Source organism: Streptomyces sp. NPDC049954 (assembly GCF_040656295.1).
In the GTDB taxonomy this organism is placed as follows: domain Bacteria; phylum Actinomycetota; class Actinomycetes; order Streptomycetales; family Streptomycetaceae; genus Streptomyces.
In genome coordinates this window covers 47,093-63,043 of record NZ_JBFALS010000001.1, presented here as the reverse complement: position 1 = coordinate 63,043, position 15,951 = coordinate 47,093, and the positions used below count along the sequence as shown (strand labels likewise).

Genomic DNA, 15,951 nt, shown 5'->3' with positions numbered 1-15,951 from the left:
CTTCACAGCCGCGCCTCGGGAGTCTAATTTGTAAACCGGCATGACGAAATAGGCGAGGGAGCCGCACATGAACTACCAGCCCACCCCGGAGGACAAATTCAGCTTCGGTCTGTGGACCGTCGGCTGGCAGGGCCGGGACCCCTTCGGGGACGCGACCCGCCCGGCCCTCGACCCGGTCGAGTCCGTACAGCGGCTCGCCGAGCTCGGCGCCTGGGGCGTGACCTTCCACGACGACGACCTGATCCCCTTCGGCTCCACGGAGAGCGAGCGGGAGGGCATCGTCAAGCGCTTCCGCCAGGCCGTCGACGCCGCCGGACTGGTCGTCCCGATGGCCACCACCAACCTGTTCACCCACCCCGTCTTCAAGGACGGCGGGTTCACCTCCAACGACCGCGACGTACGGCGCTTCGCGCTGCGCAAGGTCATCCGCAACATCGATCTGGCCGTCGAGCTGGGCGCCGAGACCTATGTCGCCTGGGGCGGCCGGGAGGGCGCCGAGTCGGGCGGGGCCAAGGACATCCGCCTGGCCCTCGACCGGATGAAGGAGGCCTTCGACCTGCTCGGCGAGTACGTCGTCCAGCAGGGCTACGACATCCGCTTCGCCATCGAGCCGAAGCCGAACGAGCCGCGCGGCGACATCCTGCTGCCCACCGTCGGCCACGCCCTCGCCTTCATCGAGCGCCTGGAGCGCCCCGAGATGTACGGCGTGAACCCGGAGGTCGGCCACGAGCAGATGGCCGGGCTCAACTTCACGCACGGCATCGCGCAGGCCCTGTGGTCGGGCAAGCTGTTCCACCTCGACCTCAACGGCCAGACCGGCATCAAGTACGACCAGGACCTCCGCTTCGGCGCCGGTGACCTGCGGTCCGCGTTCTGGCTCGTGGACCTGCTGGAGACGGCCGGCTACGAGGGGCCGCGCCACTTCGACTTCAAGCCGCCGCGGACCGAGGACTTCGACGGCGTGTGGGCCTCGGCGGCCGGCTGCATGCGCAACTACCTGATCCTCAAGGAGCGGGCCGCCGCCTTCCGCGCCGACCCGAAGGTCCAGGAGGCGCTGCGCGCGGCCCGTCTGGACCAGCTCGCCGCGCCCACCGCCGAGGACGGCCTCGCCTCTCTCCTCGCCGACGACTCCGCGTACACGGGCTTCGACGTGGAGGCCGCCGCCGCCCGCGGCATGGCCTTCGAGCAGCTCGACCAGCTCGCGATGGACCACCTGCTGGGTGTCCGGGGCTGACCCGCGGAATCCCGGCCCGGCGGCCGCTGTCCAGGCCGCCGGGCCGTCGTACGTCCGACAGCCGGGCTCAGCATGGGCCGGCGGCCTCCGCGGCCGACGGGGCGCCGGCCTCGGGAGCCGTGGGCAGGTCACGCACCCGGCGTACCGGTGAGAACAGCAGGATCAGCGCCGAGAGCGGCACCCCCGCCGTCATGATCCACAGAGCGGGACGCACGCCGAGCACGGTACCGAGCGTCCCGCCCAGGAGGGCGCCGAGCGGAATGGTGCCGTAGTTCAGGAAGGCGGTGCTCGCCGTCAGCCGGCCCAGCAGCCGGGGCGGGCAGTAACGCTGCTGGAACCCTGCCTTGACGACGTTGCCCCCGACGACGCCCGCCGAGACGCTGAACCCGCCGAGTACGAACAGCAGCAGCCCGGGGCCGTCGAAGGTGAGCGGGATGAACAGGGCGCCCACCGGCAGGCCGAGTTCGCACAGCAGAGTCGCCCGCGCGGAGCCGAACCGGCGGGCGGCCCGGCGGCCCACGAGCGCGCCCACGACCCCGCCCGCCCCGGCTGCCGCGACCAGCAGGCCGACCGTCCCCGAGCCGGCCCCCACCTCCCGGACCAGGAACAGCACCTGGAGCGACTGGTATCCCATGAGGGCGAGGTTCGAGCAGGCCCCGAACAGGGTCAGTGTCCGCAGCCACCGGTCGCGCGCCACCAGGCGAAGCCCCTCGACGACCTCCCGCGCCATCGAACGGCCTCGCCCTCCGGGCCGGGAGGGGGCGGGCTCGCGGTACCTGATGCCGCGCAGACACAGGAGCGCCACCGCGAAGGTCGCCGCGTTCACGAGCATCCCGTTCACCGCCCCCGCCGCCTGGGCGACGAGACCGCCGGAGCCCAGACCGGCGATCTGCGCCGCGGACGCGCTGCCGTGCAGCTTGGCGTTTCCCTCGGACTGGTCGGCCGGGTCCAGGACGCTCGGCAGGTAGGCGGTGTACGCCGTCTGGAAGAACACGGCCGCCGTCCCCGTGAGCAGGGCTACGCCCACGAGGAGGCCGAGACTCAGGAAACCGCACCACGCGGCGAGCGGGACGCTCAGGAACAGCACGAGCGAGGCACCGGCCGCAAGCAGCATGATCGGCCGGCGCGGCAGCCGGTCCACCCAGGCACCGACGGGCAGCCCGACGAGCAGCCAGGGAAACCAGACGGCGCCACTCAGCAGGCCGACCTCGAAGGTGCCCGCGTCCAGTTCCGACAAGGCCACGAGCGGCATCGACACCCCGGTGACGGAGGCGCCGAACCGGCCGGCGGTCTCCGCGCACCACAACAGCCGGAAGTCCCGGTGCCGGCGCAGCAATCCGCCCCGGGCCGGGCGCACTTCACCTACGGGCGCGACACGTGGAGGAGCGGGGTGTCCGGTCGGTTCGGGCATGCGTGGCAGCGTAGGTCGTCCGCCATCCGCCGTCCACGGAGTGTTGCGCCGAAGGCGGCGGCAGACGCCCCGGTGGTGGTGGTCCGGGAGGTACGGACCACCACCACCGGGGCGTCATGGCCGCCGGGACGGTCAGCAGTGGTTGGGCACGTTGCCCTTGTCGTTGCCCTTCAGGTAGATGGCGCTCACGTACCCGATTCCGCCACTGTTGAGCTGGAGACGCACCCAGTTGCGGTTGCTGATCCCCTTGTCGGTGACGAGGTCGCCCTCCAGCCAGCACAGCGCGTCGTAGCTGTAGTTGGCGTTGACGTGGCTGACGACCCGCTCGCCCTTGGCCGGCCCGGCGTGCACGTTCCCGTAGGTCCACGCGGTCACCGAGGTGGCGGCGAACGCCGGTGAGGCGGCGAGTACGCCCGCCCCGGCCAGTGCCAGGCTCGCTCCGCCCAGGGCGAGGGCGCGCTTCGTCTTCGTACCGAGCATGTGCGTCTCCCGTTGGTCTCGCGCAGGCACGGCGCACCCTTCGGATGGCCGTGGTGCCGGGGCCGGGCCGGGCGTGGTCCTGACGCCACGCACCGGCCGGTCCGTCCGACGGGCTCCACCCTTGTGGATCACCGGAAGGCGATCAATCGCTGAGGGGAACGAGTGCACTCCGTCGCGTTCGCGGCGCCCGTTCGACCAGCGGATTCCTGCCCGGAATGCCTCGGAGCGCCCGTGCTGGAAGGTTTACGTCCGCGAAGACATTCGTTCGGGGGACGGGCGCCCGACAGCACTGACGGGCACCGGGGCGGGGGCCCGCTTCCTTCAGGCCCTTGCGGACGGCCCGGTGGTGTCCTCGTCCTCCTCGTCGCCCGCAGCGAGGACGTACGCCGTCGCGGGGTCGTCGCAGCGGGCACCGGCAGGCACCCAGTGGCCCTGCTCCAGGCGGTACGGCCGCCAGTTCCGCCGGGTCCAGCCGTACCTGCCGCTCGTCCGCCGTCCAGCGGTTGCCCGGACGTTCCGGCTTCGGCCCCTCTCCCTCCTCCCTCCCACGCGGACTCCAGCGCGGACGCCGCCCGGCGCGACTCGTTGGGCCCCGGCTCCCCGTCGAGGCCGGGCAACAGCAGTCCTCTGGCGGTGAACTGAGAGGCGAGCAGGGCCGCGGCACCCCAGAAGAGCCCGGTGGGATCGTGCCCTCACCGGTCCGCAGCCGGGTCAGCACAGGCAGCGTGGAACGCACCGGGCGCAGGAGCGCGGGCACCTCGCGACACATGACGGCGCCCGTGCGGTCCGGCAGGGCGGGTCCGACAGTGGCCGGCTCCGTGCCCAGGAGCGCCGCGACGGAGTGGAGCCAGGTGTCCGCAGCGTCCGGTGGGTCCTGCGACCCCCAGAAGGCCAGGCGCGCGGCGCGGAAGTTCGTCCGGCCCCGGGGGCAGGAACACGACGGAAGCGGCCGCCGGCACGGCGATCCCGGAGGCGGATGCCGATGGTGGTGGTACGAGCAACACGACTCCCTGCGAGGGTCCTGTACGGCTACCGGGGCATTCGTCAAGTTTGACTACTGGGCGGGCGGGGCGCCGAGGACAACTCATCAGGGCCGGGGCCGGGAGGCCGGAAGCGACCGACGGGGGGTGGAGGCACCCGCACCCTGTGGCCTGCCACAGGGTCGGGGGCGTGGCAGACCACAGGTGAGTACGGGGGGTTGCCTCATGGTCGCGTTGCGTGTCCCCGCCGTACGTTCGACGCACAGGCCGCATCCACCAGCCACCGGAGTCCTCATGACCCAGACCACACCGCCCCCGACGCTGCCGCGATCCCAGGGTTCCCGCGCCGTGGAGCCGGACGGAACACCACGCGAGGGCAGCGAGTTCACCCCGCTGCTGCGCGCGGTGAAGGGGCAGGGGCTGCTGGAGCGCCGCACCGGCTGGTACGCCCGCACCATCGTCGTGAACACCCTGACGCTCGCGGCCGTCGTGACCGGGATGATCCTGCTCGGCGACGTGTGGTGGACCCTGCTCCTCGCACCGATCCTCGCGGTCTTCTCGGCCCGAACGGCCTTCGTCGGGCATGACGCGGGGCACGCGCAGATCACCGCGGACCGCGGGACCGGTCGGCTGATCGGCCTCCTCCACGGCAATCTCCTGCTCGGCATGAGCTACGCGTGGTGGAACGACAAGCACAACCGCCACCACGCCAACCCCAACCACGTCGACAAGGACCCCGACGTCGCCGCCGACGTCCTGGTCTTCTCCCAGGACCAGGTGGCCGAGCGCACCGGGCTGCGCCGCTGGCTCACCCGCCACCAGGCCTGGCTGTTCTTCCCGCTCACCCTGCTGGAGGGCTTCGCCCTGAAGGTGCACGGCTTCCAGGACCTGCGCCGCCAGTCGCCGAGGGAACGACTGGTCGAGGGCACCCTGCTGCTCGTGCACGTCGTCGCCTACCTGACACTGCTGCTGACCGTCCTGTCCCCGCTCAAGGCCCTGCTCTTCCTCGTACTGCACCAGGCGGCCTTCGGACTGCACCTCGGGATGGCCTTCGCGCCCAACCACAAGGGCATGGAGATGCCCGACCCCGACGGCGAACGCTGGGGACACCTGCGCCGACAGGTCCTGACCTCGCGGAACATCAGGGGCGGCCCGGTCACCGACTGGTTCCTCGGCGGCCTCAACTACCAGATAGAGCACCACCTGTTCCCGAGCATGCCCCGCCCCCACCTGCGCCTGGCCCGCCCACTGGTGCGCGCCCACTGCCGGGACCTGGGCCTGCCCTACACGGAGACCGGGCTGGTCGACTCCTACCGTCAGGCCCTCGGCCACCTGCACGAGGTCGGAGAGCCCTTGCGGGCGGGAGAGTAGAAGAACCGCCGTGCGGGAGAATGGACGGGGACCCGGAGGCGGGTCAGGGTAGGAAATCAGGGTTGCGTCAGGGTCCGGAACGGCGATCCACTGGAACCGTCGCGGGCGCGATGCCGTTCTCAGTTCAGAGGCGGCAGGTGGCCGCCAAGGAGGCGACACACATGTCGAAGAACGCGAAGGTAGCCGCAGGAGGAGCCGTCGTCGGCCTGATCCTGCTCATCTGGCTCCCCTGGTGGGCGGCTCTCCTGATCATTCTCGGGGTACCGGCCGCCGCCTACCTGGCGCTGGACCCCTCACAGCGACGCAGACTGCGCCGCGCGGGGCGTAAGGAACTGCGCCGCTGAGCCGCCCGGGGCGCTGAGAGCAGGCCCGGGGCGCCCCGCTCCACGGCCGGTGGCCGGAAGCGTGGCGCCCCGGGGCCGGGCGGGGGCCCGCTCGGGCGCGCCGCGCTCGGGCCGGGCGGTTTCCTCAGGCGGGGTGCACCGCTATCTCGTCCAGGGCGGTCAGGAGGCCGGGCAACTCGGGCCCGCGACCAACCGGGAAGATCTCGCCGGGCTCCTCGTCGAGAAGGACGAAGGCGATGTCGTCGGTCCGGGCCACGAGCGACCAGCCCGGTCCGTCGGCCCGCAGCATCCGTGCCTCGTCCGTGGCGAAGGCCGACCGCACCCGGCCCGGAGGCGGCGGAGCACTGAGGTAGCCCCGCGCCTCGGCCAGCACCCGGCGCACGAGGCCACGGCTGACCGGCGAAGGGCCGGCGCAACCCGTCCGCTCCTGCCCGTCGTCGGCGTCCCCGGCCCGCTTCCGCCCGTCGCCGTCCCCGGCCCCGTCCTTTCCGGTGTCGGCAGGGGAGCCGGATACGAGGGTCGCCGCGCTCGTGTCGGTCGCCTCCACGGGCTCGGCCGCATCGCTCTGCGCCGCGTTCCCGGCGGGTGCGGGCAGGAACTCCTCGTCCGCGATCTGTTCCCGCCACACGTGCCACTGCCGGGCTATCTCGTCGGCGCCCAGCCTGCGCTGGGCCGGACCCCAGCCCTCCTCGGCGGGCGGGGCCAGCGGCGCGAGACCCTCGGCACCGTCCTCCGGTCCCGGATCGTGGGGAGCGGGCACACCGGGTGCGGACACCGAGAGCGCCATCGGCCAGCCGGGCAGGGAGGCCAGCACCGTGTCCGGCGTGGGGGAGAGGTCGTACTCCATCCCGCAGTCCCAGGAGGCGATCGCCACAGCGACGACCGACACGTCGTCCACCACGACCGTCCACCGCGCCCCGTGCCCGTCCTGGCCCAGGACCAGCCCGTAACCGCGGGGGGAGGGCGGCAGGCCGAGCCGTGCGCATGCCTCGGGGAAGTCGTCCCCCAGCGTGCCGGGGAACTGGGCGGGCGTCAGCAAGGCCGCCGTCAGCACATAGAGCGCCTCGTCCTGCTCGTCCCGCGTGCCCGGCGGCTCCGTCTGCGGCACGTCCGTCTCCCTTCGCGTGCCCGGCCTCGCACTGCGCGTGCGCCGCGGCGTGTATGCCGTCGGTCGGCGCACCTTAACCAGTGAGTAACCTGCGCGTCGAGACTCCGGGACACAGCCGCCGCGAAGCCTTCACGCGGTCTCCTCCGTGCCGGTGCGCGAGCCGCGCCCCTCTGCGCCGTCCTTGTCCGCGCTGTCAGCCCCGGCCCCGGCCCCGGCGTCGGCGTCAGCCCCGGCGTCAGCTTCGGCCTCGGTCGAGCGCCGGGAGACCGCGAGGAAGCGCTCGTCCTCGTCGACGTAGGTGAGCAGGTGCCAGCCGGCGGCGGACAGCAGCGCGGTCAAGTGCGGCCTTGCCCGTAGATCCCCGGGACCGGGACGGCGGCCCTGCCGGGCGGCGAGCGCGGCCCGGCCCAGCGGATGGAACAGGACGAGCCGCCCGTCCGGGCGCACGACTCGGGCCAGTTCCCGCAGACCCGCCACCGGTTCGGGCAGATGCGCGATCAAGCCGGCGGCGAAGACCGCGTCGAGCGCCCCGTCGGACAGGGGCAGCCGGGACACGTCGGCGAGCAGGAGCAGCGCCGCCCTGTCCCGCCCCCTGCGCCTGGCCTCCCCCAGCATCTCGGGCGTCAGGTCTGCGCCGAGCACCGTACCGGCGGGCCCCACCCGCTCGCGCAACGGTGGCAGGGCGCGGCCGGTCCCGCAGCCCGCGTCCAGCACCGCGTCACCCGGCCGCAAGGCCAGTTCGTGCGTCGCGGCCGTGTACCGGGGCAGGTCATCGGCGAACCTGTCGTCCCAGCCGGCCGCGCGCGAACCGAAGAACTCCTGCACACGCGTGTGATCGTGACCGCTCATGCCGCCATGCTCCCGTGCGGTCCAGGTACGGCGAAGCGGCCGTACCCGTGGAGGGCCGCCGGCCGCTTCGCCGTACCGGACAGCCGGCACCGGGGAGTGCTGATCAGGTCAGACAGCCGAAGCCGCGGCCTCCGTCCCCTGTCGCCGGGCGGAGCGCACGGAGGGAGCCAGCAGACGCTGCGCCAGTTCGCCGAAGAGCAGCCCGAAAGCGGTCCACAGGACCAGCTGGATGGAGACCGAGGAGACCCTGAACTGCCACAGCAGTGTGGCGGGGAAGTCGTGTCCCACCTCATTGACGGACGGCAGGAAGGCGTAGGCGAGACCGACAGCCACCCCGAACCCGGCGAGAGCCACGACCGTGGCCCACCAGTTCCCGAGAGCCGGTGCCAGCCGCTTGCCCGCGATGACCGTCGCGATCGCGAGCAACACACTGAGAAGCATCATCAGACCGTAGAGCGCGGTCCGTTTGCCGATCGTGTCCGGGTCGCCCACCGCCGGCGGGTTGGCCGGGTACTTGAAGAAGGGCACGAGGTAGACGGCGACGAGACCGGAGGCGGCCATCAGCGCGGCCGTGGCCCGGGGGCCGAAGCGGCCGACGCGGCCCAGGGCGAAGCAGTAGGCGAGGGCGACGATGCCGCCGAAGGCGACCCCGTAGACCAGGACGCCCGTCGCCAGACCGGCGGTGGACTGCAGCCCGCGGCTGACGACCTCGACCTCGTGCTCGTGGCCGCCACCCCCACCGTGGGAGTGGCTCTCCTCCAAGGAGATGGCCGCGTCCACCCGGGGCTCCCCGAGCAGATAGGCGACGACGAGTGCGAGCAGACCGGCCCCGAGGCCGGCGAGCATGCCACGCACCAGAAGATTTCTGACAGTGCCGGAGTTCATGTGGATCGGTGCCGCCCCGTCAGTGGCAGGGGAAGCCGAGCAGGTGCCGGCCGTCGTGGACCCACTCGTGCACGCCGGTGCCCGAGAAGACCGAGGTGGCACCCTGTTCGGCGCCCACGAAGTACAGCAGGGCCAGCATGAGGATGCCGAAGAACACGGCCCACGGAAGGACGGCGCGGATCGGCAGACGAAGCGGTGTGGTGGTGCCCGAGGTGGGCTGAACGACAGACTGCGCCATGGCAGTGGCCTCCGGTAGGGAACTCGCGTCCCGGTCGATGGAGCTCGGGTGCGGCATGACGGGTCTGACTCGACCGGTTCGGGACCGGCATACAGTGGCGCGACCGTCCCGGGCTCTCACCGGGTTCCGTCATGTCGCGAGTAATGTCACCGGGACGATATCGCTCACCTGTCCGTACGCCAAGAGCGTCTCGGCGTGGACAGCGCGCCCCCGGGCCCCAAGTGGGGCTCGCGGCGTGGTTTTTGAGAACACGGCTGGAGGTCGGGCATGACGGTGCGAGTGATCCTGGTCTCACCAGCCCACAGCGTCGCGCTCGAACGGTCCGCCTTCGACGACGGCCTGCCGCTCACCGAACGTGGGCGCGCCGCCGCGGCGGCCGCCCGGTTCGCCGGCCTCGTGCACCCGCCCCGCCGAGGACGCGTCCTGCTCTCGCCGTCCGTGCGGTGCCACGAGACGGCGGAGGCCCTCGGCCTGGACGGAAGTCCCGACGTGTCGTTCGCCGGACAGTCGGTGGGGGACTGGCGGGGACGTGCGCTCGACGAACTCACGGCCACCGAACCGGAGGCCGTCCGCCGCTGGCTGGAGGACCCGGGCTACGTACCGCCGGGCGGTGAACCGCTCGACGCGCTCATCCGCCGGGTGGGCGCCGGGCTCACCGGCCTCGCCGCGGGGGAGGAGGCGACCGCCGGACGCCGGCATGTCCTGGTCGTGGAGCCCGACGCGGTGCGCGCGGCCGTCGTGCACGCCCTGCGTCTGCCGGCGGCCGCGTTCTGGCGCCTCGACGTCCGGCCCCTGAGCGTCACGGATCTCTCCGGTCGCTCCGGACGGTGGAACCTCCGCCTGGGGAACGCGGAGGACTGACAGCCGGGGCGCGACGCGGCCTCGCCGGACGTGAGCGCCCGGTCCTTCTCGTCGACGCCCGCCGGTTCGCCCCGGTGCTCGGCCGACGGCATGTCACGAGTCGGCCCGGGGCGGGTGGAGGACGCGGCGGTGCTTGCCGGCGGACCCGGCAGGGTCTGGCGTGATCTGTCGGGGGCCTGCCCGTGGTAAGTGCGGAGGCTGAGAGGCTCCCCGCCGGCGATCCCGAAGCCTCCGGTCCACGGGAGGGTTCCGCGAACCGGAGGCCGGGGTCGGTCAGGCGCGGCCGAACCGCTCTCCCGTCAGTTGGCGACCCCTCCCACGGCGACGACGTTGTCGACGCGCAGCCGCACGACGAGTTCACCCGGAACGCCGTTGCGCCTGCCGAACTCCTCGGCCTGCTCGGGGCCCACGTACCGTTCGGCGATCCGCGTCGCCCACGCCACAAGGGCCTCGGAGTCCTCAGTGATCTCGACGTGCCCCTCCAGGGTCACGAAGGAGAAGGGAGGGCGGTCGTCGTCCACGCAGAGCGCCGCCCGTCCGTCGCGGGCCAGATTGTGCCCCTTGACGGTTTCCTTTCCGGTGTTGAAGAGCACGTCGCCGCCGTCCAGTACGAACCAGATCGGGGCGATGTGGGGCCTGCCGTCCGCCCGCACCGTGGCCAGTTTTCCCGTCCTTGTCCCCTTGGAGACGAAGTTCTGCCATTCCTCATCGGTCATGTTGTGTGCCATGTGACCATCCTGCTTGTCGAGACCGTGGGGGTGGGGAAGGCTGGCAGTGCGGTTCCTCCGGTCGGGGGGACGTTGTCGGACGGGGAGTGCGGAACGTGGCGCAGAACGCGAGAATCGGCTGGCTCCTGGACGAACTGACCCAGCGGGTCGGAAGCGTCAGGCACGCCTTGGTCCTGTCCAACGACGGCCTGGTCACCGGGGTGAGCAGCGAACTGGCACGGGAGGACGCCGAGCACCTCGCCGCCGTCTCCTCCGGGCTGCACAGTCTGGCCAGGGGGTCCGGGCGCTACTTCGGTGCGGGTGGCGTCCGGCAGACCATGATCGAGTTCGATGACGCCCTGCTCTTCGTGACCGCCGCCGGTGACGGCAGCTGCCTGTGTGTCCTGAGCACCGCGGACGCGGATGTGGGCCAGGTCGCCTATGAGATGACGCTGCTGGTGAACCGGGTCGGTGAGCACCTCGGCGTCGGCAGCCGCAGGCCACAACAGACCGGCTGACGAAGCGTCCCCGCGCTGCTTCATTATCGTCGCACCCCTTCCCACCTCGCTCTTTGTGAGTTATCCACAGGCCGAGCGCGAAGTCTGTCCCAAGAGCTACGTTTCCTCCCGAGACCTGAACGCGTCGTACGGGGGAGATCGTCATGGCGGAGAACCACACAGAGAACCGACTGTCCGGTGCGGACCCGGGGCGGCCCCGCATGCCGAGGGGGACGCTCACGCCCCAGGCGCTGCCCAGTCCGCCGCCACTGACGTCGAAAGCCGCTCCACCTCTTCCACCGGCCGAAGCGGCCGGCAGGCTCGGGCTCGGTAAGCGGGAGTTCGAACTCGCGGCGGAAATCGGCCTGTTCGCCTCCACGCCGGGCGATGCCGGCTCGGTGCGCACCGTCCCCGGCGAGGAGGTCGCACGGCTGCGCGCGGTCCCGGGTTTCCCCGCGAGCCTGCGCGAGCAGGTGCGTACGGCGGGTACCGCGGAAGCCGCGGCCCTGCTGGACATCGCGCCGAACCGTTTCGGACGGCTCGCGCGCTGCGGCCAGCTCGTCCCGGTCCGCTTCTACGTCAACCGCTACCGCGCCGTCGTCTGGCTGTATCGCGTGGCCGAGCTGCGGGAATTCGCCGCCTGGCGGCCCGAACTGCTGAAGGGGCCCCTCGTCGGGAGGCTCGGACCCGACCCGACGGAGGATCTTCGGCCGGTCTCCTGGCGTCGGCGCCGCCGGGAGTGTCTGGGCCGCGTCACGAGGGATCCGTGGGAGCGGGCGGCGCTGTTCGCCGCGCAGCTCGGCCCCTCGGCTGTCGCCGCGCTCGTTCCCGACACCGCCGAGTGCGACTACCTCCACCGACTGCGACCCGAGGCCTATCGCCCGGCCGTGCCGGGGAGCCCGGCCGAAGCGGTCCTCGGCCCTGTGCTCCATGCGCGCGGTGCTGAGGAAAGAGGGCTCCTGAGCGCCTGTCTCGGCGACGAACTGCGAGTTGCCCGCGCCGTCCGCCCAGCACCCCGGCCGGCCCGAGTGCCCCGGCCGGCGCCGGCCGCGGACCCCGGGACCGCGCGGCCCGCGGACACCTGTCCCTCGCCCCTGCCACGGCCTCTCACGCCGACGGACACCGCACCGGTGCCCGCGGCCGCGGCGCGCCCGGTTTCCCTTCCCTCGGCGCTCCTGGAGGAGGACGACGGGCGGAGGGACGGCGCGCTGAGGGGCGGCCGGCGGAGGGAACGTGCCGGAGCCCGGCGCGGAGCCGGGCGCCTGGGGATGTGGCGGCGTCTGGTCCGGAGGCGGCCGTGAAGTGCCCGTGGCCGGTGCGCTCCCGGCGGGCCCTACCGCGCGAGCGGGCCGCCGTCGCGGGAACGGAACAGCCCTTCCTGCACCACCGAGACGAGCAGGTTGCCCGACCGGTCGTAGATGCGGCCGCGGGCGAGGCCGAGCCCTCCGGTGGCGATCGGCGACTCCTGCTCGTAGAGCAGCCACTCGTCCGCGCGAAACGGGCGGTGGAACCACATCGCGTGGTCCAGCGAGGCCAGATCGAGTACCCGCGCGCCCCACAGGGGTTCGACCGGCAGCCGGACGGCGTCCAGCAGGGTCGTGTCGCTGGCGTAGGTGAGCGCGCACGTGTGCACGAGCGGGTCGTCACCGAGCGGGGTCACCGCCCGCATCCACACCGCGCTGCGCGGCTCCGCGCCCGCCGCCTCCTGCGTGGTCCAGCGCAGCCGGTCCACGTAACGGATGTCGAAGGGCTGTCTGCGGGCCATCCGCTCCAGTTCCTGAGGCAGACCGCCCAGATGCTCCCGCACCTCGTCCGCGAGGCGGGGCAGCGCCTCCGGATCCCCCAGTTCTCTGGCCGGCGGCAACTGATGGGCGAAGGCCCCCGGCTCCGGGAGGTGGAAGGAGGCGGTCAGCGCGAAGATGGTCCGCCCCTGCTGCACGGCCGTGACACGCCGCGTCGTGAAGGACCTGCCGTCCCGCACCCGTTCGACCTCGTACACGATCGGGACCCCGGGCCGGCCCGGGCGCAGGAAGTACGCGTGCAGCGAGTGCACCGGCCGGTCCGGCGGAGTCGTCCGGCCCGCGGCGACGAGAGCCTGCCCTGCCACCTGACCGCCGAAGACCCGTTGCAGCGACTCGTCCGGGCTCTGCCCCCGGAAGATGTTGACCTCGATCCGCTCCAGGTCGAGCAGGTCCACCAGGCGCTCGGGGCGCACCTCGTCGTCGGGCGGGATCATGTGCGGGGCTCCTTCTCGCGGGCCTGGGCGGGAAACCCGCCGTGGCCGAAACGGTCCACGGCGGGGGAGCGCGGGCGCTGCCCGCGGTCGGCGGGGCGCCGGACGCTACAACTGCCCCACCGCGGTGACACGGACGACGGCGCGGCCCTCCGCGTCCGAGGCGGTCAGGTCGATGTCGGCGCTGATGCCCCAGTCATGATCGCCCTCCGGGTCCGCGAAGATCTGCCGCACACGCCACAGGGCGTCCGCAGGACGCTCCTCGATCAGCAGCAGACGCGGTCCGCGCGCGTCCGGGCCGGTTCCCAGATCCTCGTACTGGTCCCAGTACGCGTCCATCGCCTCGCCCCACGCGTCGGCGTCCCAGCCCGCGTCGGCGTCCATCCCGCCGAGTTCCCCGACCCTGTCGAGCGCGGCCAGTTCCACCCGGCGGAACATCGCGTTGCGCACGAGGACCCGGAAGGCACGCGCGTTGGCGGTGACCGGTTTGACCTGGTCGGCCTTCTCCTGGGCCTCCTCCGCGGTCAGCGTCTCCGGATTGGCGAGCTGCTCCCACTCGTCGAGCAGGCTGGAGTCGACCTGGCGCACCAGCTCGCCCAGCCACGCGATGAGGTCCTCCAGGTCCTCCGACTTCAGGTCGTCGGGCACCGTGTGCTCCAGGGCCTTGTAGGCGCTGGCCAGGTAGCGCAGCACGATGCCCTCGGTGCGGGCCAGCTCGTACAGCGACACGTACTCGGTGAAGGTCAGCGCCCGCTCGTACATGTCCCGCACCACCGACTTCGGCGACAGCGGATGGTCGCCCACCCACGGGTGGCTCGTGCGGTACGTCCCGTAGGCGTGGAAGAGCAGTTCCTCCAGGGGCTTGGGGTAGGTGATGTCCTGGAGCCGTTCCATCCGGTCCTCGTACTCCACCCCGTCGGCCTTCATCGCGGCCACCGCCTCGCCCCGCGCCTTGTTCTGCTGCGCGGCGAGGATCTGCCGGGGGTCGTCGAGGGTGGACTCCACGACGGAGACCATGTCCAGCGCGTAGGAGGGCGACTCAGGGTCCAGGAGGTCGAAGGCCGCCAGCGCGAAGGTGGAGAGCGGCTGGTTGAGTGCGAAGTCCTGCTGGAGGTCGACGGTGAGCCGGACGATCCTGCCCTCCGCGTCAGGGGTGTCCAGCTTCTCGACGATCCCCCCGTCCAGCAGCGAGCGGTAGATGGCGATGGCCCGGCGGATGTGCCGCAACTGCTGCTTGCGCGGCTCGTGGTTGTCCTCCAGCAGCCGGCGCATCGCCTCGAAGGCGTTCCCCGGCCGGGCGATGACCGACAGCAGCATCGTGTGCGTCACCCGGAAGCGGGACGTCAGCGGCTCGGGGTCCGAGGTGATGAGCTTGTCGAAGGTGTTCTCGCCCCAGCCCACGAAGCCCTCCGGGGCCTTCTTGCGGACGACCTTGCGGCGCTTCTTCGGGTCGTCGCCGGCCTTCGCGAGCGCCTTCTCGTTCTCCACGACGTGTTCGGGGGCCTGTGCCACGACCAGACCGGCGGTGTCGAAACCGGCCCGGCCGGCCCGTCCGGCGATCTGGTGGAACTCGCGCGCCCGCAGCGTGCGCACCCGCGTCCCGTCGTACTTGGAGAGCGCGGTGAACAGCACGGTGCGGATCGGCACGTTGACCCCGACCCCGAGGGTGTCCGTCCCGCAGATCACCTTCAGCAGCCCGGCCTGGGCGAGCTTCTCGACCAGGCGCCGGTACTTCGGCAGCATGCCCGCGTGGTGCACGCCGATCCCGTGCCGCACGTAGCGGGAGAGGTTGTGGCCGAACTTGGTGGTGAACCGGAAGTTGCCGATCAGCTCGGCGATCCGGTCCTTCTCCTCCCGCGTGCTCATGTTGATGCTCATGAGCGCCTGCGCGCGCTCCACGGCCTGCGCCTGGGTGAAGTGCACGATGTACACGGGCGCCTGCCGGGTCTCCAGCAGTTCGGTCAGCGTCTCCGTCATCGGGGTCAGCTTGTACTCGTAGGACAGCGGGACCGGGCGCGTCGCCGAGCGCACCACCGAGGTCGGCCTGCCGGTGCGCCGGGTGAGGTCCTTCTCGAACATCGAGACGTCACCGAGTGTCGCCGACATGAGGACGAACTGGGCCTGGGGGAGTTCCAGCAGCGGGATCTGCCAGGCCCAGCCACGGTCGGGTTCCGCGTAGAAGTGGAACTCGTCCATGACGACCTGGCCCACGTCGGCGTTCCGGCCGTCGCGCAGGGCGATGGAGGCCAGCACCTCGGCGGTGCAGCAGATCACCGGGGCGTCCGCGTTGACGGAGGCGTCTCCGGTGAGCATGCCGACGTTCTCGGTGCCGAAGAGTTTGCACAGGTCGAAGAACTTCTCCGACACGAGCGCCTTGATCGGCGCGGTGTAGAACGTGACCTTGTCCTGGGCCAGCGCGGCGAAGTGCGCACCCGCCGCCACCAGGCTCTTACCGGAGCCGGTCGGCGTGGAGAGGATCACGTTCGCGCCCGAGACGGCCTCGATCAACGCCTCCTCCTGGGCCGGGTAGAGAGTGATGCCCTGGGTCTCGGTCCACGCGGCGAAGGCGTCGTAGAGAGCGTCGGGGTCGGCATCCGGAGGCAGCTGATCGATAAGGGTCACCCCTCCATCTTGCCCTCCCCGGCCGGTGAGGGGGGAATCGCCCGACGGGGCGACGATCATGGGGGCTACCCTGAACCGGCGCCGGGACGACGGACGGATGTCGGACGGGTCATCAACTGCACAGCGGTGCA

At 72.0% G+C, this 15,951-nt stretch carries 15 protein-coding genes; 6 read left to right on the top strand and 9 right to left on the bottom strand.

What is annotated here, in order from left to right; genetic code table 11:
- Positions 1-67: 67 nt before the first annotated feature.
- Positions 68-1,234: a xylose isomerase gene (xylA, locus tag AB0J21_RS00265; RefSeq protein WP_363143473.1), complete on the top strand. Its 1,167-nt coding sequence runs from the start codon at positions 68-70 to the stop codon at positions 1,232-1,234.
- Between the two features lie 67 nt (positions 1,235-1,301).
- Here xylA and AB0J21_RS00260 read toward each other — a convergent pair whose 3' ends face one another.
- A complete protein-coding gene (locus AB0J21_RS00260; RefSeq protein WP_363143472.1) occupies positions 1,302-2,645 on the bottom strand; it encodes an MFS transporter in 1,344 nt (447 codons plus the stop codon).
- A 132-nt stretch (positions 2,646-2,777) separates the two neighbouring features.
- A complete protein-coding gene (locus tag AB0J21_RS00255) occupies positions 2,778-3,125 on the bottom strand; it encodes an SH3 domain-containing protein (protein WP_363143471.1) in 348 nt (115 codons plus the stop codon).
- A gap of 1,274 nt (positions 3,126-4,399) precedes the next feature.
- Between AB0J21_RS00255 and AB0J21_RS00250 the strand changes: the two genes are divergently transcribed.
- Positions 4,400-5,476, top strand: coding sequence for an acyl-CoA desaturase (locus AB0J21_RS00250; protein ID WP_363143470.1), 1,077 nt, complete (start codon positions 4,400-4,402; stop codon positions 5,474-5,476).
- Between the two features lie 161 nt (positions 5,477-5,637).
- Entirely contained in the window at positions 5,638-5,820 is a 183-nt protein-coding gene (locus AB0J21_RS00245; protein WP_363143469.1) for a hypothetical protein, read from the top strand.
- Positions 5,821-5,944: 124 nt separating this feature from the next.
- On the opposite strand, the gene AB0J21_RS00240 is transcribed toward AB0J21_RS00245, so the two are convergent.
- The 4 genes from AB0J21_RS00240 to AB0J21_RS00225 all read right to left on the bottom strand — a co-directional run bounded on the left by AB0J21_RS00240 (position 5,945) and on the right by AB0J21_RS00225 (position 8,900).
- A complete protein-coding gene (locus tag AB0J21_RS00240) occupies positions 5,945-6,928 on the bottom strand; it encodes a hypothetical protein (protein WP_363143468.1) in 984 nt (327 codons plus the stop codon).
- Between the two features lie 129 nt (positions 6,929-7,057).
- A complete protein-coding gene (locus AB0J21_RS00235) occupies positions 7,058-7,777 on the bottom strand; it encodes a methyltransferase domain-containing protein (RefSeq protein ID WP_363143467.1) in 720 nt (239 codons plus the stop codon).
- Between the two features lie 108 nt (positions 7,778-7,885).
- Positions 7,886-8,662 (bottom strand): CbtA family protein, encoded by a 777-nt coding sequence (locus tag AB0J21_RS00230; protein ID WP_363143466.1) that lies wholly within the window; start codon positions 8,660-8,662, stop codon positions 7,886-7,888.
- A gap of 19 nt (positions 8,663-8,681) precedes the next feature.
- Positions 8,682-8,900, bottom strand: coding sequence for a CbtB domain-containing protein (locus AB0J21_RS00225; protein WP_363143465.1), 219 nt, complete (start codon positions 8,898-8,900; stop codon positions 8,682-8,684).
- Positions 8,901-9,167: 267 nt separating this feature from the next.
- On the opposite strand from AB0J21_RS00225, the gene AB0J21_RS00220 reads away from it, so the two are divergent.
- Positions 9,168-9,761: a histidine phosphatase family protein gene (locus AB0J21_RS00220; RefSeq protein ID WP_363143464.1), complete on the top strand. Its 594-nt coding sequence runs from the start codon at positions 9,168-9,170 to the stop codon at positions 9,759-9,761.
- Between the two features lie 299 nt (positions 9,762-10,060).
- On the opposite strand, the gene AB0J21_RS00215 is transcribed toward AB0J21_RS00220, so the two are convergent.
- Positions 10,061-10,489 (bottom strand): PPOX class F420-dependent oxidoreductase, encoded by a 429-nt coding sequence (locus AB0J21_RS00215; protein WP_363143463.1) that lies wholly within the window; start codon positions 10,487-10,489, stop codon positions 10,061-10,063.
- 95 nt (positions 10,490-10,584) lie between these two features.
- On the opposite strand from AB0J21_RS00215, the gene AB0J21_RS00210 reads away from it, so the two are divergent.
- Together AB0J21_RS00210 and AB0J21_RS00205 are read left to right on the top strand one after the other, a co-directional pair.
- Complete coding sequence (locus AB0J21_RS00210; protein WP_363143462.1) at positions 10,585-10,986, top strand: roadblock/LC7 domain-containing protein; 402 nt, start codon at positions 10,585-10,587, stop codon at positions 10,984-10,986.
- Positions 10,987-11,129: 143 nt separating this feature from the next.
- Entirely contained in the window at positions 11,130-12,266 is a 1,137-nt protein-coding gene (locus tag AB0J21_RS00205; protein ID WP_363143461.1) for a DUF6397 family protein, read from the top strand.
- 32 nt (positions 12,267-12,298) lie between these two features.
- Here AB0J21_RS00205 and AB0J21_RS00200 read toward each other — a convergent pair whose 3' ends face one another.
- Both AB0J21_RS00200 and AB0J21_RS00195 read right to left on the bottom strand, forming a co-directional pair.
- A complete protein-coding gene (locus AB0J21_RS00200; RefSeq protein ID WP_363143460.1) occupies positions 12,299-13,201 on the bottom strand; it encodes an acyl-CoA thioesterase II in 903 nt (300 codons plus the stop codon).
- 105 nt (positions 13,202-13,306) lie between these two features.
- Positions 13,307-15,880: a DUF3516 domain-containing protein gene (locus tag AB0J21_RS00195; protein WP_363143459.1), complete on the bottom strand. Its 2,574-nt coding sequence runs from the start codon at positions 15,878-15,880 to the stop codon at positions 13,307-13,309.
- Positions 15,881-15,951: the final 71 nt, after the last annotated feature.